Here is a 23,030-nt window from a genome sequence, read left to right as displayed (position 1 = left end):
CGGCACGCATGCCGCGCTTTTTTCATTGCGCGAGATCGCGTCGCGCGCACCCGACTTATCGGCGCACACCGCGCGCCGAAGGCAGCAGCCACACAAGCCACGCACCCAGCAGGCTCTGCACCAGATAGAACAGGCTCGAAATGCCGTGCAGCATGCCGAAGCGGCTCGCATAAGCCGAATGCGCGATGTCGATGCCGGCCTGCGCCGCGTTCATGCGCATGGCGTTCATGAACGGTTGCAGCGCGTAATAGCCGACCACCACGCACAGCAGCATGCCGATCAGCAGCCAGCGCAGCCGGCGATACCCCACCTCGCCGCGCTTCACGAACACGTTCGCGAGCACCAGCAGCAGCACGCCGCTCACGAGCCCGATCATGCCTTCGATGCGAAATACCTGCGCCGCGATCGCGCCCGCCGACATGCGGTCGAGCGACGCGAACAGCACGGGCGCCACCGCATAACCGATAGTCAGCTGGCTGCCGACCCACAGCATCGCGATCAGCGCGAACAGCCTGTGCGGCACGAGCGACGCGCCCGGGCGGGCAGCAGCAATGTCGGCGCTCACGTCATTCTTCACGTCGTGACCCATGATCGGCGCCTTCTCAGATGTAACGAACCTCGATGACTTCGTACTCGCGCACGCCGCTCGGCGCCTGCACCGCGGCCACGTCGCCTTCCGACTTGCCGATCAGCGCGCGCGCGATGGGCGAGCTCACCGAAATGAGACCGTGTTCGAGGTCGGCTTCGTCGTCGCCGACGATCTGGTACGTGACGGTATTGCCCGATTCGAGGTCTTCGAGATCGACGGTCGAACCGAACACGACGCGGCCTTCGGCCTCCAGCGTCGACGGGTCGATGACCTGCGCAGCCGCCAGCTTCGATTCGATTTCAGCGATGCGGCCTTCGATGAAGCCCTGCTTTTCCTTCGCGGCGTCGTATTCCGCGTTTTCGGACAGATCGCCCTGGGCGCGCGCTTCGGAGATCGAATTGATGACCGCCGGACGCTCGACGGATTTCAGGCGCTGCAGTTCTTCGCGAAGTTGATCTGCGCCGCGCTTGGTCAAGGGAATCGTGCTCATAAACAACTCGTTCAGCCGCTTGGGGCCGTATTGATGCCGCCCGCACATGCGCGGACGGCCATAAAAAAAATTCCGCGGTTAAGTGCATCCCGCGAGGGCGGCGGCGCACATTAGCGCAGCCTGAAAACCCTGTTGGGACGCCGCTTAACCGCGGCACATTCAGCTTTTTGCCTGCCTCGTTCCGTATTGGGCAGGCAAAGGTAGCCTTAGTTTAGGCGAGCGTGGAGGCCTTGTAAATCATAGACTTCCAGGTTCTTCAGGTAGCGCAGACCCTCGACGGCGGCGCGCGCGCCGGACATCGTGGTGTAGTACGTGACCTTGTTCGCCTGCGCGCTCATGCGGATCGAACGCGAGTCGGCGATCGCCGCGCGGGTCTCGTCGACGGTCGTGAACACGAGCGAAATCTCACCGTTCTTGATCATGTCGACGATGTGCGGACGGCCGTCCTTCACCTTGTTGACGACCTTGACCGGCACGCCGGCCGCTTCGATCGCCGCAGCCGTGCCGCGCGTCGCGACCAGACCGTAGCCGAGTTCGTGCAGCATGCGCGCGACTTCGACGGCCTTCGGCTTGTCCGAATCCATCACCGTGATGAAAACGGTGCCCGACTCGGGCAGGCGCGAACCGGCTGCGAGCTGCGACTTGAACAGCGCTTCGCCGAAGGTCTTGCCCACGCCCATCACTTCGCCGGTCGAACGCATTTCGGGTCCGAGCACCGGGTCGACGGTCGGGAACTTGATGAACGGGAACACCGCTTCCTTCACGCTGAAGTACGGCGGCACGACTTCCTTCGTCACGCCCTGCTCCGCCAGCTTCTGGCCGACCATCGCGCGCGCCGCGATCTTCGCGAGCGGCAGGCTGGTCGCCTTCGACACGTACGGCACCGTACGCGAAGCGCGCGGGTTCACTTCCAGCACGTAGATGATGTCCTTCTTCGAACCGTCGTCCTGCGGCACTTGCTGGATCGCGAACTGCACGTTCATCAGGCCGACCACGTTCAGCGCCTTCGCCATTGCGGCGGTTTGACGCTTCAGTTCCGTGACCGTTTCCTGCGACAGCGAGTACGGCGGCAGCGAGCAAGCCGAGTCGCCCGAGTGCACGCCTGCCTGTTCGATGTGCTCCATCACGCCGCCGATGAACACGTCCGTGCCATCGGAGATGCAGTCGACGTCGCATTCGATCGCGTCGTTCAGGAAGCGGTCGAGCAGCACCGGCGAATCGTTCGATACCTTCACGGCCTCGCGCATGTAGCGTTCGAGGTCGCGCGGCTCGTGGACGATTTCCATTGCGCGGCCGCCCAGCACGTACGACGGACGCACGACGAGCGGGTAGCCGATTTCGTCGGCGAGCTTGAGCGCTTCGTCTTCGGCGCGCGCGGTGCGGTTCGGCGGCTGGCGCAGACCGAGGTCCTGCAGCAGCTTCTGGAAGCGCTCGCGGTCTTCGGCCGCGTCGATCATGTCCGGCGAGGTGCCGACGATGGGCACGCCGTTCGCCTCGAGGTCGAGCGCGAGCTTCAGCGGCGTCTGGCCGCCGTACTGCACGATCACGCCAACCGGCTTTTCGAGGTCGACGATTTCGAGCACGTCTTCGAGCGTGAGCGACTCGAAGTACAGACGGTCGGACGTGTCGTAGTCGGTCGAAACGGTTTCCGGGTTGCAGTTGACCATGATCGTTTCGTAGCCGTCTTCGCGCATCGCGAGCGCAGCGTGAACGCAGCAGTAGTCGAACTCGATACCCTGGCCGATCCGGTTCGGGCCGCCGCCCAGCACCATGATCTTCTTGTTGTTCGTCGGGTTCGCCTCGCACTCGTCCTCATAGGTCGAGTACATGTAGGCGGTCTTCGTGGCGAACTCGGCCGCGCACGTGTCCACGCGCTTGTAGACCGGGCGCACATTCAGCTCGATACGGCGCTTGCGCACGTCGGCGGCGTTCGAACCGAGCAGCTTCGCCAGACGGCGATCCGAGAAACCGCTTTGCTTGAGGTAACGCAGCTCGTCCTTCGAGAGGCTTTCGAGCGTGCGGCCCTTCGCCGCTTCTTCCTTCTGGATGATCTGTTCGATCTGCGCGAGGAACCACGGATCGATCGCGGTTTCTTCGAAGATCTCTTCGCGCGTCATGCCCACGCGGAACGCGTCGCCCACATACCAGATGCGGTCCGGGCCGGCTTCGCCGATCTCGCGGATGATCTCGTCGCGGCTCGTGGTCTTTTCGTCCAGACCGTCGACGCCGACTTCGAGACCGCGCAGCGCCTTCTGGAACGACTCCTGGAACGTGCGGCCAATCGCCATCACTTCGCCGACCGACTTCATCTGCGTCGTGAGGCGCGAATCGGCTTCGCGGAATTTTTCGAACGCGAAACGCGGAATCTTCGTGACGACGTAGTCGATGGTCGGTTCGAACGAAGCCGGGGTCGCGCCGCCGGTGATTTCGTTCTTGAGCTCGTCGAGCGTGTAGCCGACGGCCAGCTTCGCCGCGACCTTGGCGATCGGGAAGCCCGTGGCCTTCGAGGCCAGCGCCGACGAACGCGATACGCGCGGGTTCATTTCGATCACGATCATGCGGCCCGTGCGCGGGTCGATCGAGAACTGCACGTTCGAACCGCCCGTGTCCACGCCGATTTCGCGCAGCACCGCCAGCGAGGCGTCGCGCAGGATCTGGTATTCCTTGTCGGTGAGCGTTTGCGCCGGCGCGACCGTGATCGAGTCGCCGGTGTGGATGCCCATCGGGTCCAGGTTTTCGATCGAGCACACGATGATGCAGTTATCCGCCTTGTCGCGGACCACTTCCATCTCGTATTCCTTCCAGCCGAGCAGCGACTCTTCGATCAGCAGTTCGCGCGTGGGCGAGAGGTCGAGACCGCGCTTGCAGATCTCTTCGAACTCTTCGCGGTTGTACGCGATGCCGCCGCCCGAACCGCCGAGCGTGAACGACGGACGGATCACGACCGGATAGCCGCCCGTGCCGGTCTGCTCGGCGATCTCGCCTTGCACCTTGAGCGCCTCTTCCATCGAGTGCGCGACGCCCGACTTCGCCGAACCGAGACCGATCTTGGTCATCGCGTCCTTGAACTTCTGGCGGTCTTCGGCCTTGTCGATCGCTTCCGGCGATGCGCCGATCAGCTCGACGTTGTACTTCGTCAGCACGCCGTGGTGATGCAGGTCGAGCGCGCAGTTCAGCGCGGTCTGGCCGCCCATCGTCGGCAGGATCGCGTCCGGGCGCTCCTTCTCGATGATGCGCTCCACCACTTCCCACGTGATCGGCTCGATGTAGGTGACGTCGGCCGTGTTCGGGTCGGTCATGATCGTCGCCGGATTGCTGTTGACGAGGATGACCTTGTAGCCCTCTTCACGCAGCGCCTTGCATGCCTGCGCGCCCGAATAATCGAACTCGCACGCCTGGCCGATGATGATCGGACCCGCGCCGATGATGAGAATGCTCTTGATGTCTGTCCGCTTGGGCATAACGCTCTCGCTAAATATTCCTGTGTCTTTTACGTCTGGCGGCTCGCCTGCTCTGCTTGCCGCCGGGTGCGCGCGTGGGCCGGTCTGGATTCCGGCTCGCTGCGCACCCTGCTCTGCTCGTTCCTGCGGGCCTCGGGCTTACGCCTTGGCCTTGTCCATCAGCGCCGTGAAGCGGTCGAACAGATAGCCGATGTCCTGCGGGCCGGGCGACGCTTCCGGGTGGCCCTGGAAGCAGAATGCCGGCTTGTCGGTCAGCTCGAAACCTTGCAGCGTGCCGTCGAACAGCGACACGTGCGTGACGCGCGCGTTGGCGGGCAGCGTGGCGGCGTCGACCGCGAAGCCGTGGTTCTGCGACGTGATGACCACGCGGCCATCGGTCAGATCCTTCACCGGATGGTTCGCGCCGTGGTGGCCCGTCTTCATCTTGAGCGTCTTCGCGCCGACGGCGAGGCCCATGATCTGGTGGCCGAGGCAGATGCCGAACGTGGGGATGCCGCGCTCGATGAACGCCTGCGCCGCCTTGATCGCGTAGTCGCACGGTTCCGGATCGCCGGGGCCGTTCGAGAGGAACACGCCGTCCGGGTTCAGCGCGAGCGCGTCTTCAGCCGTGGCTTGCGCCGGCAGCACCGTGACGTCGCAGCCGCGCTCGGCGAGCATGCGCAGGATGTTCTGCTTCACGCCGTAGTCGAACGCCACGACCTTGTACTTCGGCGCCGACTGCGTGCGGTAGCCTTCGCCCAGACGCCATTCCGTGGTGTTCCACGTATAGGACTTGTCGGTCGAGACGACCTTCGCGAGGTCCATGCCCGCGAGGCCCGGGAACGAGCGCGCGAGTTCGATAGCCTTGGCTTCGTCGTCGGAACCGGCGAGGATCGCGCCGTTCTGCGCGCCCTTGTCGCGCAGGATACGCGTGAGCTTGCGCGTATCGATACCGGCGATGGCGACCACGCCTTCGTCCTTCAGATAGTCGCCGAGCGTGCGCTCCATGCGGAAGTTGGAGGCGAGCACGGGCAGGTCACGGATGATCAGACCGGCGGCATGGACTTTCGTGGCTTCGACGTCTTCGGCGTTGACGCCGACGTTGCCGATATGCGGATACGTCAAGGTGACGATCTGGCGAGCGTAGCTCGGGTCGGTCAGGATTTCCTGATAACCGGTGATGGCCGTGTTGAACACGACTTCACCGATCGTATGGCCGGACGCGCCGATCGAATAACCACGAAAGACCGTGCCGTCGGCGAGCGCGAGCAGAGCGGGAGAGAATGACGGCAACACGGGAGACTCCTTGGGGGAGCACCCTGTGCCGACCTGTTATCCGACGTTGCGATCTTGCGACCTGGAGCGGCTGCGGCGTCGGCATCCTGTCTGGTGGGATCGGGACGCGCGCGCGGCGCACTCGTTGCGCGGCTCAACCGTGCGTCTGGCAGTCTGGGCGCCGGGCCTGAAGGTGCGTTTGTGACGCTCGATCGGGCGGCAGCCGGCCATTTTGACGGTAAAGCGCGGGCGGCGGATGAACGGATGGGGGGAGGTAGGCGCTAGGGTGCGGGTTGATAAGCTCAAACCTTGAAATTATAGCGCGAAATTGCCCTTTCCTTCAAATTTCGAGATGACGCCGGACGAGCGGCGCGGCGGCGAGCGCCGGATCGGCGCCCTTTCGAGTGCCCTTTCGAGTGCCCTTTCGTGCACCCTTTCCACCGCCGTTTCAAATATAGGCGGCGCGGCGCGCACGGCAAGGGGATGCCGGATCGGGTACGACCCGCGGACGCCGAACGCCGACAGGCTCGCGCCCTTCCATCTCGCGGCCGCTTGCGCTTATTGCAATAACGGACCCACCAACGAAAACGCCGCCACCTGGCGGGGTGACGGCGTCAAAAGGCTAGTAGTGATCGGAGCGAAACACCATGCGTTGCCCCCGCAACACATGGCTGAGCACCCTACGCGGCCGCTATTTGGACGTGTGCTTCTGCGTGTGGGTGTCGGCCTTCGAGCGGCTCGCCGTACCCTTCGACGCCTTGCTGGGCGCTGCGCTGGAGGACTTCGCCTTGACCGGTTCGGAAACCTTGACGACATCGTTATGCGCGCGACCGTGCTTCTTATCGTAGCGCGACTTCGAGCCGGTGTCTGCAATACGGGTGCCGATGCGCTGCACGCCACCACCGGAAACGTTCGTTGCCAGACGCTCGGGGCCCGGCTCGCTCGGTATCGACTTGCCGACCGGCACGTGCAGCACCAGCACCTGACCCGGCGAAACCAGGTCGCGATGCGTACGGTTCCACGCCTTGAGCTGGCCGACCGAGACGCCATAGCGGCCCGCGATCGTTTCCATCGACTGCTTGCGGCGCACGCGGATCAGCATCTTGCGCGTGTCGGGCACGTCCGGCTCCATCGCGAGCACGGCGCTTTCCGCGACGTCGGCGCTGATGTCTTCGTCGTCGCCGTCGTCGGTGCGCGGCACCACGAGCGTCGAGCCCGCCTTCAGGCGCATGCCCGACGGAATCTTGTTGACCGACATGAGCGTGTCCGCGTCCACGCCGATCTTCTGCGCGATGGCCGCCGGCGTGGCGCGCGAGTCGGTCGTGTAGACGGTCCACGACGAAAGCTGGCCCGAATACGACTTCAGGTTGCGCTCGAACGCGCTGGCGTTATCGAACGGCAGCAGGATCTGCGGATCGGTCGCGCCGAGAATGACCGGCTTCTTGAACGACGGATTGAGCGAGCGGAACTCGTCCGGCGCCATGTTCGCGAGCTTGGCGGCGACGTCCACGTCGATGTCGTGCGACGTGGTGACGGTGACGAAATACGGGTGGTTCGGGATCGAAGGCAGCGTGAGGCCGTACTGCTGCGGATTCATCACGATGTTCTTGACCGCCTGGAGCTTCGGCACGTAGTTGCGCGTCTCGTTGGGCATGCGCAGGCTCTGGTAGTCGGTCGGCAGACCGGCGGCCTGGTTGCGCGCGATGGCGCGCTGCACGTTGCCCTCGCCCCAGTTGTACGCGGCGAGCGCGAGATACCAGTCGCCGAACATGTCGTGCAGACGCGAGAGGTAATCGAGCGCGGCGCTGGTCGAGGCCAGCACGTCGCGGCGCTCGTCCTGCCACATGTTCTGCTTGAGGTTGTAGGTGCGGCCCGTGCCCGGCACGAACTGCCACATGCCCGCGGCCTTCGCGACCGACAGCGCCTGCGGGTTATAGGCGGATTCGATGAACGGCAGCAGCGCGAGCTCGGTCGGCATATGACGCGCTTCGAGCTCCTCGACGATGTGGTACAGATATTTTTGCGAGCGCTCGGTCATGCGCGCCACGTAGTCGGGGCGCTCCGCATACCACTGCGCATTCATGTCGACCAGATCGCTTTGCAGATCGGGCATCTGGAAGCCGCGACGAATGCGGCCCCAAAGATCGGCGTCGGGACTCGTGAGCTGATCGACCGAGCCGTTATCGACGTTAATCGTTTCTTTCGCTGCGGAAGTCTTACGGATCTGGTCGGCGCGCGCCTGGGGATCGGCGGGAGAAAGTGAGCTGGCTGAATTCGCCGCAGGCCCGCCGCTCGCGCACGCGGCGAGCATGAGGACCAGCAGCGCACTGAGGATAAATCGCATGAACGTCTACATCCGCAAGGCTGGAATTTGCAGCCGATAGTACGGAACGCACACGTTTCCGTCAATCGGAATAATTGGAAAAAGCCATGAAAATCCGCAGCTTGGGTGCAGTTCCATACGTTTGGGATGAGCATACCCACGCATGGCGCTGGGTCAGCGGAACCTGTTCTTCCACTCGCGCATCAGCGTGAATGCGGCCAGGCGGTCGGGCACCGTTTCATGCAGCGCTTCGGCCAGCGTGGCCTGCACGGCGGGATCGTCGGCGCGCAGAAAGGGATTCACGGCACGCTCGTGAGCGATCGTGGTCGGCAGCGTCGGCACGCCGCGTTCGCGTAGCGCGGAAGCCTTCGCGCTCCAGTCGCGCAGCGCGGCGTTGCCGGGATCGCAGGCGAGCGCGAAACGAATGTTAGAGAGCGTGTATTCGTGGGCGCAATGAACCTGGGTGTCGCCAGGCAGCGCCGCGAACGAATCGAGCGATGCGAGCATCTGCGCGGGCGTGCCTTCGAAAAGGCGGCCGCAGCCGCAGGCGAACAGCGTGTCGCCGCAAAAGAGATGGGGCACGGCGTTGCCCGCCCCCGCCGCCTGGAAATACGCGATGTGGCCGCGCGTGTGGCCCGGCACGTCCATCACCTTCAGGTCGAGCGCGGACGCCTGCGGGGCGAGCCCGATACGCACCGTGTCGCCGCCACGCACGCGCGTGACGAACGGATCGAGCGGGCCGAGCGCCTCGCCGACCGGGCCGTAGACGGGCACGCGCTCATCCGAAAGGAGATCGGCCACTCCGCCGACGTGGTCGTTGTGGTGATGGGTGAGTAAAATAGCGCAGAGCCGCCAGCCTCGTTTCGCCACATAATCGCGAACCGGCGCGGCGTCGCCCGGATCGACGGCCACGGCATTGCGGCCATCCGACACGACCCAGATGTAGTTATCTTCAAAAGCCGGAACCGGCACGTATTCGAGCGCAGCGGATGGTGCGCCTGCGTGCTCAAGCGGACTCTTCATGGGGCGACGTACTCTTCGACATGTCTGACCGAACGATTATAGACTGGCCCGCCTGGACTGCTTCGCCCGCCGGAAGGTACGTGCTCGACTGGGAGCAGGAGCAACTGGACCGCATGGTGTCGAACATTTTCGGCTACCATGCGCTGCAAATCGGCCTGCCGCAACTCGACGCGCTGCGCGAAAACCGCATGTCGTGCCGCGCGCTCGTGCTCGACGGCGCCAGCGCGGCCAGCGCGCCTTATGTCGTGCCGGGTGCTGCATCTGGCACGACAATCAACGGCGGCCGCATCGACACGAGCGCCGCGCCCTCGCTGCATGCCCCCGCCGGGCGCAGCACCGTCTGGTGCGATCATCTCGATCTGCCGTTCGAGGCGCAGAGCGTCGACCTGATCGTGATGCCGCACACGCTCGAATTCACGAGCGACCCGCACCGTCTGCTGCGCGAAGCCGAACGCGTGCTGATGCCCGAGGGCCAGCTCGTGATCGTCGGCTTCAACTCGCTGTCGCTGTGGGGCGCGCGCCAGTCGGCGGGCAAGCTCACGGGCCGCCCGTTCCTGCCCGCGCGCCAGGATCTGATCGCGTTCACGCGCCTGAAAGACTGGATCAAGCTGCTCGGCTTCGAGCTTGAGCGCGGGCGCTTCGGCTGCTATCGTCCGCCGCTTTCGACCGACAAATGGCTCGGCCGCTATGGCTTCATGGAAGCCGCGGGCGACCGCTGGTGGGCGATTTTCGGCGCCGTCTATATGGTCACGGCAATCAAGCGTGTGCGCGGCATGCGTCTCGTCGGATCGCTGAAGGTCAAGAAACCGGTGCTGGCGCCGAGCCTGAAGGCCGCGGCCACCACCCCTTCCCCTACTCGCAACAAGGACTCATGAGCACACCCGACTTCGTCGAAATCTTCACGGACGGCGCCTGCAAGGGCAACCCCGGCCCCGGCGGCTGGGGCGCGCTGCTGCGCTTCGGCGCGCAGGAAAAGGAACTGTTCGGCGGCGAGGCCGGCACGACCAACAACCGCATGGAGCTGATGGGCGTGATCGCCGCGCTCGAGGCGCTCAAGCGTCCGTGCAAGGTGATCGTGCACACCGATTCGCAATACGTGCAGAAAGGCATCAGCGAGTGGATCCACGGCTGGAAGAAGAAGAACTGGATGACCGCCGCGAAAACGCCGGTCAAGAACGACGACCTCTGGAAGCGCCTCGACGCGCTCGTCGCGCAGCACGAGGTGGAATGGCGCTGGGTCAAGGGCCACGCCGGCCACCCGGAGAACGAGCGCGCCGACGCGCTCGCGAACCGCGGCGTCGCCACCCTCAACGAACTCTGAGCCACTAGAACGCCGCGCGCCCTGGCTCCGGCCGCGCGCGCCGCCCACGCAATCCTGTTTCAAACGCCATGCGCCAGATCATTCTCGATACCGAAACCACCGGCCTGAACGCCCGCACGGGCGACCGCATCATCGAAATCGGCTGCGTCGAGCTGCTCAATCGCCGGCTCACCGGCAACAACCTGCACTTCTACATCAACCCCGAACGCGACAGCGATCCGGGCGCGCTCGCGGTGCACGGCCTGACCACCGAGTTCCTCTCGGACAAGCCGAAGTTCGCCGAAGTCGCGAACGAGATTCTCGACTTCATTCGCGGCGCGGAACTCATCATTCACAACGCGCCGTTCGACATCGGCTTTCTCGATGCCGAGCTTGCGATGGTCGGCAAGCCGCCGCTCAAGCAACATTGCGGCGACGTGATCGACACGCTCGTGCAGGCCAAGCAGATCTTCCCGGGCAAGCGCAATTCGCTCGACGCGCTGTGCGACCGCTTCGGCATCAGCAACGCGCACCGCACGCTGCACGGCGCACTGCTCGACTCGGAACTGCTCGCCGAAGTCTATCTGGCGATGACGCGCGGCCAGGAAAGCCTCGTGATCGACATGTCGAGCGCACACGATGCCGACGACGCGACCGCCACGCCGCGCGTGCGCTTCGAGACGCTCGCGCTGCCCGTGATCGCCGCGAGCGCCGACGAGATAAGCGAACACGACGCCCTGCTCGACGGTCTCGACAAGCAGATCAAGGGCACCTCGGTCTGGCGCACGCAGCCCGTCGTCGAAGAAAATTCGGGTACTGTGCAAAATACTTAAAAAAGGGCTTTACAAGACTGAAAATGCCCGGCATAATTTGAATCTCTTCGGGTGGTTAGCTCAGCGGTAGAGCACTGCCTTCACACGGCAGGGGTCACTGGTTCGATCCCAGTACTACCCACCAGGATTCTGGTGTTGGTAAAGACAAGCACCGAAGATAAAAAGCCCCGTTGCGCAAGCAACGGGGCTTTTTTCATTGCCGCTCGCGTTCGGCAATCGTCGCGTCGATCATCGCTTCGGATTGCTGATGAATCACTTCCACGCGAGCGCCCCGCTACGACGCGCCATCCGCATCCATGCCCGCCAGCCCGATGCCGCGCGCCATACCCGTCGCGGCAAACACCATCACGATGAGCAGCAGCGTCTGCCACCGCCCGATGCGCGCGTACTGCGGCGCGCGCGTGAGATCGGGCACGTCGCCGTTTTTGACGGCGTTGCGCCAGCGCAGCAGCGCCATCATCGGCACGATTTCCAGCGCGAGGATCAGCACGAGCGCGCCCATCTTCACGTGAAAGAGCGGTTCGTGGAGATAGTAGTCGGCGCCCTTTTCAAAACCGCCGAACGCGCGCATCGCGCCCGTGATGATCAGCACGACCGCCGAGCCGCCCCAGCCGTTATCGGCGCTGAAGATGGCGGGCAGCGCTTCGGTCGAGGTGCAGCGGCGCAGGCCGCGCGAGCGCCGCACGATCGAGGCGAGCGCGAAACCAAAAGCCAGCAGATGGATGGCGGCAAGCAACCAGCGGACAAGCATGGCGACTCCTTCGAAGCGACGATGGATCGGCAAGCTGCGGCGGAGCGCGCTCCGCGGATACGGCAGGAATCGGATCGGCCGGAAGTGAATCGACTGAAAGCCGAGCGACGGCAAGCACAACGAATAGCAGAAACGCGAAAAGCGCGGCGGCGAACCGCGCTCGCGGATCAGACCTGCTTCAGCGCGGCATCCAGCGCGCGAGCGGCCACGCGGTCGCCTTCGGTCATGAGACGCAGGCGGAACACGGTCTGACGATTGTGGCCCGCCGCCGCCGGCGAGTCCCACATCAATTCGATTTTCGGACGGCGTTCGTGCGTTGGCGCGGCCGAGGCCGCCTGAACCGGCACGAGCGCGGTAATCGGGGCAGCCTGCGTGACGGGTTCAGTCGACGACGCGGCGATCGCGGCTTCGGATTCGAGCGGCGCGGCCGTCGTCACCGGCGCGCGATCCGGGACACCCTTCCCCGCCTGCGCGCCATGCGGCCAGCGCACCGACAATTCGCGCGCGTCGTACTGGCCGAGCTTGCGGCTTTCGAGCCAGACCACCGTGGTGCGCGTCGCGACATCGATCGACACGGCATAGCGCCCGATCGCAAAGCGCCGCGCCGCGAAATTCGACCGCCACAGCGCGCGCGGACGGCAGATCCACACGACGGCTGCGTACAGCGCGGGCAACACCACGAGCCAGCCGTTGGTCTCGGCGGCCGCATGCACCGCGCGCCGCCAGCCCGCCAGCCACGCGAAGGCGCCAATCGACCAGAGCGCGAACAGGCAGCCGAAAATGCCGAAGACACGCAGCGCCTGGCGCAGCCACTGCGGCAGCGGATGGAACGGCCGCTCCATGCGCGCCTTGGCGCCCGGCAGCACGATCAGCAGAAACAGGAACACGAGATTCAGGCACGCGACCGGCGACGAGGCCATCCCCTCGAGCGCCGCGATGAAATTCATCTGCGCCATCGAGTGGAGCCAGCGCGCAAGGATCACGAGACCGATCGCACGCAACGCGAACATCGTGCCGGCACCAGGAACGGTGACGGCGCGCGTCGGTCGGGTTCTTGCCAAGGCACTTCTCCTGTGTCGCTGTCGTAAAAAGAGGCCGCCCAATTTCGCGGAACGGCCATTATAGGGACATTGCCGCCGCGCCTCCCACTCGTCGCCGGTGAGGACCGTTGTGTGCGGCGTAAATGTAACAACGCCCCAGTGCGAAGCACTGAGGCGTTGTGAAAATCCGTGCGAGCCGTCCGGGGGACGGCTCAAACCACACGCTTAGCTGGCGTTGACTTCGCGCAGCACGGTGCGGCGCTTCTGGCGCAGCATTTCTTCGTACACGGCGACGTAGTTCTTCGCCATGACCTTCGACGAGAAACGCGATTCGAACGCGCCACGCACCTTCTCGCGCGACAGCGTCGGCAGGCGCTTGACTGCGGCGACTGCGCTGATTTCGTCTTCGACGACGAAACCCGACACGCCGTTGTCGATCACTTCCGGCACCGAACCGCGCTTGAACGCGATGACCGGCGTGCCGCAAGCCATGGCTTCGATCATGACCAGACCGAAGGGCTCCGGCCAGTCGATCGGGAACACCAGCGCGTGCGCGTTGCCGAGGAATTCACGCTTTTCGTGCTCGCCGATTTCGCCGATGTACTCGACGTGCGACTGCGCCATCAGCGGCTTGATGACTTCTTCGTAGTAGGCGCGGTCGGCCTTGTCGATCTTGGCGGCGACCTTGAGCTTCATGCCAGCCTGACCGGCGATGCGGATCGCCTTGTCGAGACCCTTCTCCGGCGAGACGCGGCCGAGGAACGCGAGGTAGCCCGGCTCGACGTTGTCGATCGGACGCAGCACGTCTTCCGGCAGGCCGTGGTAGACGGTCTGCTGCCAGTTGGCTTGCTGCAGCGGCAGGCGCTGGTTGTCCGAGATCGAGACGACCGGCACGTCGCTGAACGCGTTGAAGATCGGCTGCAGTTCCGGCAGGTCCAGGCGGCCGTGCATCGTCGTGACGAAGGGCACTTCCTGACGCTGGAACAGCGAGAACGGGTAGTAATCGATGTGGAAATGCAGCACGTCGAATTCATGCGCGCGGCGGCGCACTTCTTCGAGCAGCAGCATGTGCGGGGCCATCACGTCGCGAATCGTCGGGTCGAGGCGCAGCGCCTGCGGCCAGAACGCTTCGAGCTTCGCCGAGGTGATCGAATCGCCGCTCGCGAACAGCGTAACATCGTGACCCTGTTCGACCAGCGCTTCGGTCAGGTAGGAGACCACCCGTTCCGTGCCGCCGTAGAGCTTGGGAGGAACCGCCTCGTGCAACGGAGCGATTTGAGCGATTCGCATAGTGGTGAACTCCTTCCTCGTAATAAATCGGGCAAAGTACTGCAAGTTTGACAATCGACCTCGCGAGCCGCGGCATCCATGCCGCTCGCCCTGCCAGGCGTTCTGTACCGCTGACCGCGCCGGATGCCCGGCACACTGACCGACGCAGTTCTTTCGTAACGGATCGTCACGCGCGGCGGCTCAGGCGGTAAACGCGCAGGGTTCGCGGTCGTTGACACACAAGCTGTCAAATTCCCTACGCCATTCGAGTCGGCATTATCCGGGTTTGCACCCATGGCCGGCTAGAACATTTCAAAGTCTTTACGTTGTTACAAACTGGAAACACTCCACAACCCACTGTTTTTAAAGACAGTTATAGATTGATGGGACGTTTCCGGGCGGCGCACCGCGCTCGCATCCGAAACCGGAGCGTCGAATGCTGCCTGGCGCGCCCCGCAGCGCGTTCGTACGATTTTTCTTACGATTGCCGCGCGGCGACCAGGTCCATCCTGGGATGATTCGGATCGCACGATGCGAAAACGCCTCGACGAATCCCGAACGCAATCCATAATTGTATCTCTAAAAAGGCCGGGAAAACCTGCTGAACCTCGGCCACGACACCTTGCAGGAAGGCACACCGATTGCCACGCAGTCGCGATAAGATGCGCGCGCATCGGGCACGGGGCATGCGCCCCGCGTATTGGATGTTTACAATGCGGGTATTCCGTCAGGTTTGCCGTTGCGCCTTCCTATCCCTTTTTCCACCTCGTACGGACAAAGCTCCGTCAGACCGACCACCGATCAATTGGAACATCTGACCATCGCCCAGCGTAACGCCCACAACGCAAAGCTCGCGAGCTATGCGCGGCGGCCGCTCGCGTTCCTTTTCCGCTACATCAAGCGCCACCCGTTCGCCCACGCCGTCGTGCTGGCCAGCGTGTTCGCGGCCGTCGGCTGCGCGCTCGCCTCGCAGTACGCGATCAAGCATCTGATCGACGTGCTCGGTACCGGCCGCCACCATCCGGGTCCGCTGTGGACCGCGTTCGCGATCCTCGTGGGCCTGATCGCCGCCGACAACCTGCTCTGGCGGGTCGGCGGCTGGTTCGCCGCGCACACTTTCGTCGCCGTCACCGGCGACCTGAGGCGCGACCTGTTCCAGTACCTGAGCGGCCACTCGCCCACTTATTACGCGGAGAAGCAACCCGGCACGCTCGCGAGCCGGATCACCGCCACCTCGAACGCCGTCTACACCGCCGAGAACACCACCGCCTGGAACGTGCTGCCGCCGTGCATCGCGGTGGCGGGCGCGATCGTCATGATCATCGCCGTGAATCCGCTGATGGCGGGCGGTCTGCTGCTCTGCTCGGCGATTCTCTCGGTGATCCTGTTCAAGCTGGCCGGGCGCGGCTCGGCGCGTCACCACACGTTCGCCTCGCGGGCGGCGGCGGTGGACGGCGAGCTCGTCGACGTGATCGGCAACATGGCGCTCGTGCGCGCCTTTGGTATGACGTTTCGCGAGCAGAAGCGCTTCGGCTCGACCGTCAAGGCCGAACTCGACGCGCGCCGCCAGAGCCTGCTCTACCTCGAAAAGCTGCGTCTGCTGCACGCCGTGATCACGGCCATGCTGTCGGCCGGCCTGCTCGGCTGGGCGCTGTGGCTCTGGGATCAGGGCAAGGCCACCTCGGGCGACATCGTGCTCGTGAGCTCGCTGGGCTTCACGATCCTGCACGGCACGCGCGACCTGGCCGTGGCGCTCGTCGACGTCACGCAGCACGTGGCGCGTCTGGCCGAAGCCGTACAGACGCTGCTGGAGCCGCACGGCATGCCCGACCGCGACGACGCGAGCGAGCTCGTCGCGCAAGGCGGCCGCGTGGAGTTCGAGGGCGTGACCTTCGCCTACCCGCATCGCAAGCCGATTCTCGACCACTTCGACCTGCGTATCGAAGCCGGTCAGCGCGTGGGCCTGATCGGCAAGTCGGGCGCGGGCAAGACCACCGTGCTCGCGCTGCTGCAGCACTTCTACGAGACCCAGGGCGGCGCGATCAAGATCGACGGCCAGGACATTTCGCATGTCACGCAGGACAGCCTGCGCCACGCCATCGCGCTGGTGCCGCAGGACATCTCGCTGCTGCACCGCTCGATCTACGAAAACATCGCCTACGGCCGCCCCGAGGCGAGCCGCGAGGAAGTGCTCGCCGCCGCCCGCGAGGCGCGCTGCGCCGACTTCATCGAGGCGATGCCCGAAGGCTACGACACGATCGTGGGCGACCGCGGCGTGAAGCTCTCGGGCGGCCAGCGCCAGCGCATCGCGATCGCGCGCGCGATCCTCAAGAACGCGCCGATCCTCCTGCTCGACGAAGCCACTTCGGCGCTCGACAGCGCCTCGGAAGAAGCGATCCAGCAAGCGCTCGACCGCCTGATGGTGGGCCGCACCGTGATCGCCATCGCGCACCGTCTGTCGACGCTGCAGAACTTCGACCGCATCATCGTGATGAGCGCGGGCAAGGTGATCGACGACGGCAATCCCGAGGAGCTGCGCAACCGTCCGGGCCTGTATCGCGAGCTGCTCGCGAAGCAGTACGGCAAGGGCTCGACGCTGCATCTGGGCAGCAAGAAAGCCGACGAAAAGCACGTTGCCTGACTTGTTCGCGCACTGATCTTCGCAAACATCGGGCACAAAAAAAGCCGCTTCCTTCGAAGCGGCTTTTTCTTTGCTGGCGAGTGTGTCAGGCGTGACGCGTCACGCCGTGCGCTACACGCTACGCGCTCCGTCGCGCGGGCACGTCCGTGAGATCGCGCATGAAGCGGTCGCGCCAGACCGAGACGTTGTTCTCGCGCAGCTGCACCATCATGTCGTTGTAGCGCGCGAGGCGCTCCGCCAGCGGCATCGCCAGCGCCTTGCCTAGCGCGTCGGCCATGCCGTCGATGTCGAGCGGATTGACGATCAGCGCGCCGCCCAGCTCCTGCGCCGCGCCCGCGAACCGCGACAGCACCAGCACGCCCGGATTCTCGGGATCCTGCGCGGACACATACTCCTTCGCGACGAGGTTCATGCCGTCGCGCAGCGGCGTGACATAGCCGACGTGCGAGGCGCGGAACAGCGCCGCGAGCACGGCGCGCTCGTACTGGCGATGGATGTACCAGATCGGCGTCCAGTCGAGTTCGGCGAAGCGTCCGTTGATGCGCCCCGACTCCGCTTCGAGCCGCAGACGGATGTCCTGATACGCATGCAGATCGGCGCGCGTGGGCGGCGCGATCTGCACGAACGAGACCTTGTTGCGCTGCGCCGGCGCGCCTTCGAGCAGCCGCTCGAAAGCACGGAAGCGCTCGACCAGACCCTTCGAATAATCGAGGCGGTCGACGCTCATGATGACCTTGCGGCCATGCAGCGCCGCCTTCAGCGTGCGCACCGGCTTGCCGCGCTCGCCGGCCTTGGCGAGTTCGGCGACTTCGTCGGGATAGACGCCGATCGGATAGTCGTTCGCGGCCAGCGTCTTGCCGAAGGCCGTGATCTGCGTGAGACCGTCGGCGCGCTTTTCGACCGAGCCGTCCGCCTCGTTGACGATGTAATCGCAGAACGCGCGCAGATCGGGCTTGGTCTGAAAACCGAGCAGGTCGAACGAACACAGCGCCTCGACCAGTTCGCGATGCGGCGGCACCGCCAGCAGCACCTGCGAGGCCGGAAACGGAATGTGCAGGAAGAAGCCGATGCGGTTCTTCACGCCCGCCGCGCGCAACGCCTGCGCGAACGGGATCAGGTGATAGTCGTGGACCCAGATGACGTCGTCGTCGTGCAGGAGCGGCACGAGCTGCTGCGCGAGCCACGCGTTCACGCGGCAATAGCCTTCGTAGTCGTGGCGGTCGTACTGGACCAGATCGCTGCGATAGTGGAACGCGGGCCACAGCGTGGCGTTCGAAAAGCCGCGGTAGTACTGGTCGTAATCGCGGCGCAACAGGCCGATGGTCGCGAACGTGACGGGGCCGCGTTCCTCGAGCTGGATGTGCGGCTGGCCGGACGACAGCACGTCGCCGCTCCAGCCGAACCACATGCCGCCGGTTTCCTTGAGTGCGTCGTACACGCCGACCGCGAGACCGCCCGCGGCCGGGCCGCCTTCGGAGATCGGCGCGACCCGGTTCGACACGATGATCAGTCGGCTCATGAGATGCGGGTTCCGTGCTGGGAGAAAAACAGATGCGCCGGACCAGCCGGCGCGAGAAGCGGATAAAGCAACGCGCGAGACGCCATCAGGCGCCGCGCGCCGGGGCGACCAGTGCGGCGAGCCAGGCGAGCAGCGCCTCGACCGAGTCGACGCGCGTGCGCGCGATCGTGTCGCCGCCGCCGACCTTGATCGACAGGCCGCCACGCTCGTTGACCACGGCGAAGCCCTTTTCGTCGGTCAGATCGTCGCCGGCGAACACCGGCGTGCGGCCCGCGAACGGCGGCTCGTCGAGGAACGCGCGCATCGCGCGGCCCTTGTCGACGTCCTTGGGCTTGATTTCGTAGACCATCTTGCCGGGCTGGAGCACGTAGGCGTCGGCGAATTCGGCGGCGAGCGCCTCGGTGGCCGCGCGCGCCACGTTCTCGTGCTCGGGCGCGTTGCGGTAGTGCAGCGCGAGCGCCGCGCCCTTGATCTCCAGCAGCGTGCCCGGATGCGTGCGCACGACTTCCGCGAGCACCTGCTCCATGTGCAGCAGGCGCGCGTCGTGGAATCCGACGCGCTGCGTGTCGCCGTTCGCGTCGCGGCGCTCGGCGCCGTGCAGGCCCGCGATCGGCAGATCGGGCATGCCGAGAAAATCGTCGATGCTCTCGATGCCGCGCCCGGAGACGATCGCCACCGCGCCATGCGTCGCGCGGCGCAGCTCGGCGAGCAGCGCCAGCATGTCGGGACGCACGAGCACGCCGTCGGGCGTGGGCGCGAGCTCGACGAGCGTGCCGTCGAAATCGAAGAAAAATGCCGTCTTGTCAAACGGCAATCCTGCGGGAAGTGCTTGCGGAGTTGCTTGCATCAAGTGTGTTTCGCCCCTCGGCGCGTGCGCCGGGTATAAGTTCGGCGGCGCGCACGCCTGCCGGGGAAAGTGTGCGAATCTTACCGCGCCTGCCTCTAATTATCGAGAAAACGGCCCGGCAGACGCGTTTTGACACACTTTCTTGCACAAAAAGCGGCCTGGACGCCTCGTCCGGCTGGCGTCGCCTGCGCGCTTTCCGATGCGGCGGCGATGCGACATTTCGTCCCCGTTTTATCGACAGGACGGCGCCGCGCCGGTGCACGCGCGGCAGCGAGGCCGCAATTTTGCTACAGTCCACCGGCATGACGCACGGCCGGGCGCACCGTCCAGCCCGGCGAGCGACGCCGCCCGTGCCGCTCGACACCCTCGAAGCATCGCCTCCCGAGACAGCCTGAGACCGCCTTTGAACCGCCCGTTCGCCGCCTCCCGCCCCTTGCAGCTTGCTCGCCGATCGGCGTGCGTCGCGCAGCGGCTTGGCGTGTCGCTCGGTTTGTCGATCTCCGTGGCAACGGCCGCCGCGCTGCTCGGCGCGTGCTCGCATCCCGCCGAACCCTGGCAGCTGACGAACGTCAGCGGTCACCTGCCCGACCTCGCCTTCACGCTCACCGCCGACAACGGCCAGCCGATGACCGCCAGCGACCTGCGCGGCCAGACCGCGCTCGTCTACTTCGGCTACACGCATTGCCCAGACGTCTGTCCCGAGACAATGGCGCGCCTGACGCAGGTCATAGCAAACCTCGGCCCCGACGCGCAGCGCGTGCGGATACTCTTCATCAGCGTCGATCCCACGCGCGACACGCCGCAAGCCCTGCACGCCTACGTGAGCGCCTTCGATGCGCAACACGCGCTCGGCCTCACCGGCAGCGACGCGCAGATCGAGGCGCTCGCGAAACGCTATCGCGTCGCGTATCAGATGGAAAAGCGCGATCCCGACGGCAGCTACGAAGTCACGCACAGCTCGGCCGTCTATGTGTTCGACGCGCAGGGCCACGCACGCCTGCTCGCGACCGACAAGGACTCACCCGCCGCGATCGCGCAGGACGTGCGCCGCATCATCGACGCGCCCGCATGAAGACCCGATAAAGACCCAACGGGCGCGCCGCGAACCCTGAACCGATTTCCCGTACCACCCGCAACAGGAACTGCCATGACGATGAAACTCAAGTCCCTCACCGCAACGCTCGGCTGCGCCCTCGCCTGCTCGTTCACCGCCTTCGCGCCCGCCGCCCACGCGGCCGACGCGGCGATCAGCGCGCAGAACGCCTGGGTGCGCTGGCTGCCGAACGACCTGCCGGCGGCGGGCTACGTCACGCTCAAGAACGACGGCGACAAGCCGCTCGATCTCGTCGACGTGTCGAGCGACGACTACGGCATGGTGATGCTGCATCAGACGGTGTCGAACGGTTCGACGCAGAAGATGGTGATGGTGCACAAGGCGACCGTGCCCGCGCACGGGACGCTGGCGATCGCGCCGGGCGGCTATCACCTGATGCTCGAGCAAGCGAAGCACAAGGTCGCGCCCGGCGACACGGTGCACATCAAGCTGAAGTTCTCGGATGGCGCCACGCTCGATGCGCCGTTCGCGGTGAAGCCGCCGTCGCAGCAGTAAGGCGGCGTTGACGCTTCAACGCGCGCGATGAAGCCGACCAGAAGCCCGCGATGAACCAGCGAAGAGAATCGCGATGAACCTGCTCTACTGGCTCGATCCCTGGGAGCCCTCGCCGACCGTCGTGATCGCGATCGGCGTGGCGGCGCTGCTGTTCGTGCGCGGGCAACACAAGGCGCGCGTCACGCTCGCGCGCCGTCTCTCGTTCTGGTTCGGGCTCGGCGCGCTCTACGTCGCGCTGCATACGCGGCTCGATTACTTCTTCGAGCACGAGTTCTTCATGCACCGCGCGCAGCATCTCGTGCTGCATCACCTCGGGCCGTTCTTCATCGCGCTGGCGTATCCGGGCGCAGCGCTGCGCGCGGGCATTCCGTTCGCGTGGCGCCAGCGCTTCGTGCGGCCCGCGCTCGCGGCGCGTCCCGTGCGTCTCGCGCTCGATGTGGTGATGCATCCCGTCGTCGCCGTGACGCTGTTCGTCGGGCTGATTTATTTCTGGCTGCTCTCGCCGATCCACTTCGTCGCGATGCTCGATTGGCGTCTTTATCGCGTCATGAACTGGAGCATGGTGATCGACGGGCTGCTGTTCTGGTGGCTCGTGCTCGATCCGCGGCCCGCGCCGCCCGCGCGCCTCGCGCCCGGCAAGCGCGTACTGGTGGTGATCGCCGCGATTCCGCCGCAGATCGTGCTCGGCGCGTTCATCTTCTTCACCTCGCACGAGCTGTATCCGATCTACTCGATCTGCGGACGCGCGTTCACCTGGCTCTCGCCGATGCGCGATCAGCAGATCGGCGGCCTGCTGCTGTGGATTCCGGGCTCGATGATGAGCGTGATCGGCGCGCTGATCGCCCTGCGTCACTGGATGCGGCTCTCGGCGCGCGGACGTCTGCAACGCGCGCAGCCGAAGCGAAGCCGCGCGCAGACGCGCGCGGTGCAGGTGAAATCCGCTGATTGACGGCGGATTGACAGCGGATTGCCGAGTGAATGACGCCTTGAGCCGCCTGTGTCGCGGCGATGCCGGCGTCAGGCCGAGCGCATCCACACGTGCGGGATGCCGTCCTCGTCGTGAATCTCCGAAACGGGCGTGAAGCCGAACGCGCCGTAGAACTTCTGCAGATGCGCCTGCGCGTGCAAACGCGTCGGCACGCCGGGCCATTGACGCGCGATGTGGCCGATCGCGCGTTCGAGCAGCCCGTTGCCGAGCTTGATGCCGCGAAAAGCCGGCGACGTCACCACGCGGCCGATGCGCACGTCGGTGTCGTCGGCGCTCGGCACCAGCACGCGCAGATAGCCCGCCAGCGCACGCACGCCATCGCGCTCGCCCCAGGCGAACAGATGCCACGCGGTATCGTCCTCGCCGTCGATGTCACCGTAGACGCAGTTCTGCTCCACCACGAACACATCGGAGCGCAGTTTGAGCATGGCGTAGACGTCACGCGCGCTGAGCGCATCGAATGCTTTCCATTGCCAGTCGAGTTGAGCGGTCGGCAATGCGGGGGACTGCGCGGTCATAGGATTTCCATCGAAGCTTGCTGAAAGGCAGATTATGCCTCGCGGCGCGAGCGCGCCACAAACGCATCCTCGCCCGCACAACGCGCCCGCGCTATTTGCGGCGGCGCGGCGTCTCGTACTTGCGCCAGTACTGGAACGGCTCCTCGTGCAAATCGATATCGAGTTCGACGATGCGCGCCTGCATGCGCTCCTGCGCATCGGCAATCGCGCGGTTGTAGACGGCCGGCGCGATCTCTTCGAGAAAGAAGCCCAGCAAACCGCCCGCGGCGATATTGCCGATCGGCGCCTCCATATTGGCGTCGAAGTAACGCTGGATCGATGCAATCGCGGCGGCGCGCTCGTCGTCGGGGAGTTCGATGGACATGGCGGAGATCCGGTGGGAAGCGATCCGCTATTGTGCACGCGCCACGAAGCGTGCGAATGGCGAACGAGGACCGAACCCGAAGCGGAAAAAGAAAAAGCCACCCGAAGGTGGCTTTTTCTGGAACTACTTGGAGGCGCGAGCCGGAGTCGAACCGGCCTACACGGCTTTGCAGGCCGCTGCATAACCGCTTTGCTATCGCGCCAAAAGCGGA

20 protein-coding genes and 2 tRNA genes are annotated in these 23,030 nt (G+C 65.2%); 8 read left to right on the top strand and 14 right to left on the bottom strand.

Annotation, left to right across the window (positions count from 1 at the left end):
- Nucleotides 1-55: 55 nt before the first annotated feature.
- The 6 genes from LDO54_RS06865 to gloB all read right to left on the bottom strand — a co-directional run bounded on the left by LDO54_RS06865 (nt 56) and on the right by gloB (nt 9,140).
- Complete coding sequence (locus LDO54_RS06865) at nt 56-523, bottom strand: DUF4149 domain-containing protein (protein ID WP_224008491.1); 468 nt, start codon at nt 521-523, stop codon at nt 56-58.
- Between the two features lie 79 nt (nt 524-602).
- Entirely contained in the window at nt 603-1,079 is a 477-nt protein-coding gene (gene greA / locus LDO54_RS06860) for a transcription elongation factor GreA (RefSeq protein WP_224008396.1), read from the bottom strand.
- A 206-nt stretch (nt 1,080-1,285) separates the two neighbouring features.
- Complete coding sequence (gene carB, locus LDO54_RS06855; protein ID WP_224008393.1) at nt 1,286-4,540, bottom strand: carbamoyl-phosphate synthase large subunit; 3,255 nt, start codon at nt 4,538-4,540, stop codon at nt 1,286-1,288.
- Between the two features lie 138 nt (nt 4,541-4,678).
- The gene (gene carA / locus LDO54_RS06850) at nt 4,679-5,815 is read right to left on the bottom strand and encodes a glutamine-hydrolyzing carbamoyl-phosphate synthase small subunit (protein ID WP_224008390.1); all 1,137 of its coding nucleotides are present in this window, start codon (nt 5,813-5,815) and stop codon (nt 4,679-4,681) included.
- Between the two features lie 670 nt (nt 5,816-6,485).
- Nucleotides 6,486-8,138, bottom strand: coding sequence for a transglycosylase SLT domain-containing protein (locus tag LDO54_RS06845; protein WP_224008387.1), 1,653 nt, complete (start codon nt 8,136-8,138; stop codon nt 6,486-6,488).
- Between the two features lie 153 nt (nt 8,139-8,291).
- Entirely contained in the window at nt 8,292-9,140 is an 849-nt protein-coding gene (gloB, locus tag LDO54_RS06840; protein ID WP_224008384.1) for a hydroxyacylglutathione hydrolase, read from the bottom strand.
- 20 nt (nt 9,141-9,160) lie between these two features.
- Between gloB and LDO54_RS06835 the strand changes: the two genes are divergently transcribed.
- The 4 genes from LDO54_RS06835 (at nt 9,161) to LDO54_RS06820 (ending at nt 11,397) form a co-directional block, all read left to right on the top strand.
- Complete coding sequence (locus LDO54_RS06835) at nt 9,161-10,015, top strand: class I SAM-dependent methyltransferase (RefSeq protein ID WP_224008380.1); 855 nt, start codon at nt 9,161-9,163, stop codon at nt 10,013-10,015.
- Nucleotides 10,012-10,461: a ribonuclease HI gene (rnhA, locus tag LDO54_RS06830; RefSeq protein ID WP_224008378.1), complete on the top strand. Its 450-nt coding sequence runs from the start codon at nt 10,012-10,014 to the stop codon at nt 10,459-10,461. The genes LDO54_RS06835 and rnhA overlap by 4 nt, the downstream gene beginning before the upstream one ends.
- 68 nt (nt 10,462-10,529) lie before the next feature.
- The gene (gene dnaQ, locus LDO54_RS06825) at nt 10,530-11,273 is read left to right on the top strand and encodes a DNA polymerase III subunit epsilon (RefSeq protein WP_224008375.1); all 744 of its coding nucleotides are present in this window, start codon (nt 10,530-10,532) and stop codon (nt 11,271-11,273) included.
- Between the two features lie 49 nt (nt 11,274-11,322).
- A tRNA-Val gene (locus LDO54_RS06820) sits at nt 11,323-11,397 on the top strand.
- Nucleotides 11,398-11,547: 150 nt separating this feature from the next.
- Here the strand turns inward: LDO54_RS06820 and LDO54_RS06815 are convergent.
- The 3 genes from LDO54_RS06815 to LDO54_RS06805 form a co-directional block, all read right to left on the bottom strand.
- Nucleotides 11,548-12,024: a DUF2214 family protein gene (locus LDO54_RS06815; RefSeq protein WP_224008372.1), complete on the bottom strand. Its 477-nt coding sequence runs from the start codon at nt 12,022-12,024 to the stop codon at nt 11,548-11,550.
- Between the two features lie 167 nt (nt 12,025-12,191).
- On the bottom strand, nt 12,192-13,085 hold the full coding sequence (locus LDO54_RS06810) for a hypothetical protein (protein ID WP_224008370.1): 894 nt from the start codon (nt 13,083-13,085) through the stop codon (nt 12,192-12,194).
- Between the two features lie 204 nt (nt 13,086-13,289).
- Complete coding sequence (locus LDO54_RS06805; protein ID WP_224008367.1) at nt 13,290-14,354, bottom strand: glycosyltransferase family 4 protein; 1,065 nt, start codon at nt 14,352-14,354, stop codon at nt 13,290-13,292.
- A 784-nt stretch (nt 14,355-15,138) separates the two neighbouring features.
- Between LDO54_RS06805 and LDO54_RS06800 the strand changes: the two genes are divergently transcribed.
- Complete coding sequence (locus LDO54_RS06800; protein WP_224008365.1) at nt 15,139-16,974, top strand: ABC transporter ATP-binding protein; 1,836 nt, start codon at nt 15,139-15,141, stop codon at nt 16,972-16,974.
- A 118-nt stretch (nt 16,975-17,092) separates the two neighbouring features.
- On the opposite strand, the gene otsA is transcribed toward LDO54_RS06800, so the two are convergent.
- Both otsA and otsB read right to left on the bottom strand, forming a co-directional pair.
- Nucleotides 17,093-18,493, bottom strand: coding sequence for an alpha,alpha-trehalose-phosphate synthase (UDP-forming) (otsA, locus tag LDO54_RS06795; RefSeq protein ID WP_224008362.1), 1,401 nt, complete (start codon nt 18,491-18,493; stop codon nt 17,093-17,095).
- An 85-nt stretch (nt 18,494-18,578) separates the two neighbouring features.
- Nucleotides 18,579-19,340, bottom strand: a complete 762-nt coding sequence (otsB, locus tag LDO54_RS06790; RefSeq protein ID WP_224008488.1) for a trehalose-phosphatase — start codon at nt 19,338-19,340, stop codon at nt 18,579-18,581.
- 496 nt (nt 19,341-19,836) lie between these two features.
- Here otsB and LDO54_RS06785 point away from each other — a divergent pair, with 496 nt between their 5' ends.
- The 3 genes from LDO54_RS06785 (at nt 19,837) to LDO54_RS06775 (ending at nt 21,898) form a co-directional block, all read left to right on the top strand.
- Nucleotides 19,837-20,412, top strand: a complete 576-nt coding sequence (locus LDO54_RS06785) for an SCO family protein (protein WP_436975520.1) — start codon at nt 19,837-19,839, stop codon at nt 20,410-20,412.
- A gap of 75 nt (nt 20,413-20,487) precedes the next feature.
- Entirely contained in the window at nt 20,488-20,949 is a 462-nt protein-coding gene (locus LDO54_RS06780; RefSeq protein WP_224008360.1) for a copper chaperone PCu(A)C, read from the top strand.
- A 73-nt stretch (nt 20,950-21,022) separates the two neighbouring features.
- Nucleotides 21,023-21,898 (top strand): cytochrome c oxidase assembly protein, encoded by an 876-nt coding sequence (locus LDO54_RS06775; RefSeq protein WP_224008357.1) that lies wholly within the window; start codon nt 21,023-21,025, stop codon nt 21,896-21,898.
- A 68-nt stretch (nt 21,899-21,966) separates the two neighbouring features.
- Here LDO54_RS06775 and LDO54_RS06770 read toward each other — a convergent pair whose 3' ends face one another.
- The 3 genes from LDO54_RS06770 to LDO54_RS06760 all read right to left on the bottom strand — a co-directional run bounded on the left by LDO54_RS06770 (nt 21,967) and on the right by LDO54_RS06760 (nt 23,021).
- Entirely contained in the window at nt 21,967-22,455 is a 489-nt protein-coding gene (locus tag LDO54_RS06770; RefSeq protein WP_224008354.1) for a GNAT family N-acetyltransferase, read from the bottom strand.
- Between the two features lie 91 nt (nt 22,456-22,546).
- Complete coding sequence (locus LDO54_RS06765; RefSeq protein ID WP_224008351.1) at nt 22,547-22,819, bottom strand: DUF2164 domain-containing protein; 273 nt, start codon at nt 22,817-22,819, stop codon at nt 22,547-22,549.
- A 128-nt stretch (nt 22,820-22,947) separates the two neighbouring features.
- A tRNA-Cys gene (locus tag LDO54_RS06760) sits at nt 22,948-23,021 on the bottom strand.
- Nucleotides 23,022-23,030: the final 9 nt, after the last annotated feature.

It is taken from the genome of Paraburkholderia tropica, assembly GCF_914484835.1.
Taxonomy (GTDB): Bacteria; Pseudomonadota; Gammaproteobacteria; order Burkholderiales; family Burkholderiaceae; genus Paraburkholderia; species Paraburkholderia tropica_A.
The sequence above is the reverse complement of the archived record's forward strand: the minus strand, read 5'-3'. Positions and strand labels throughout refer to the sequence as shown.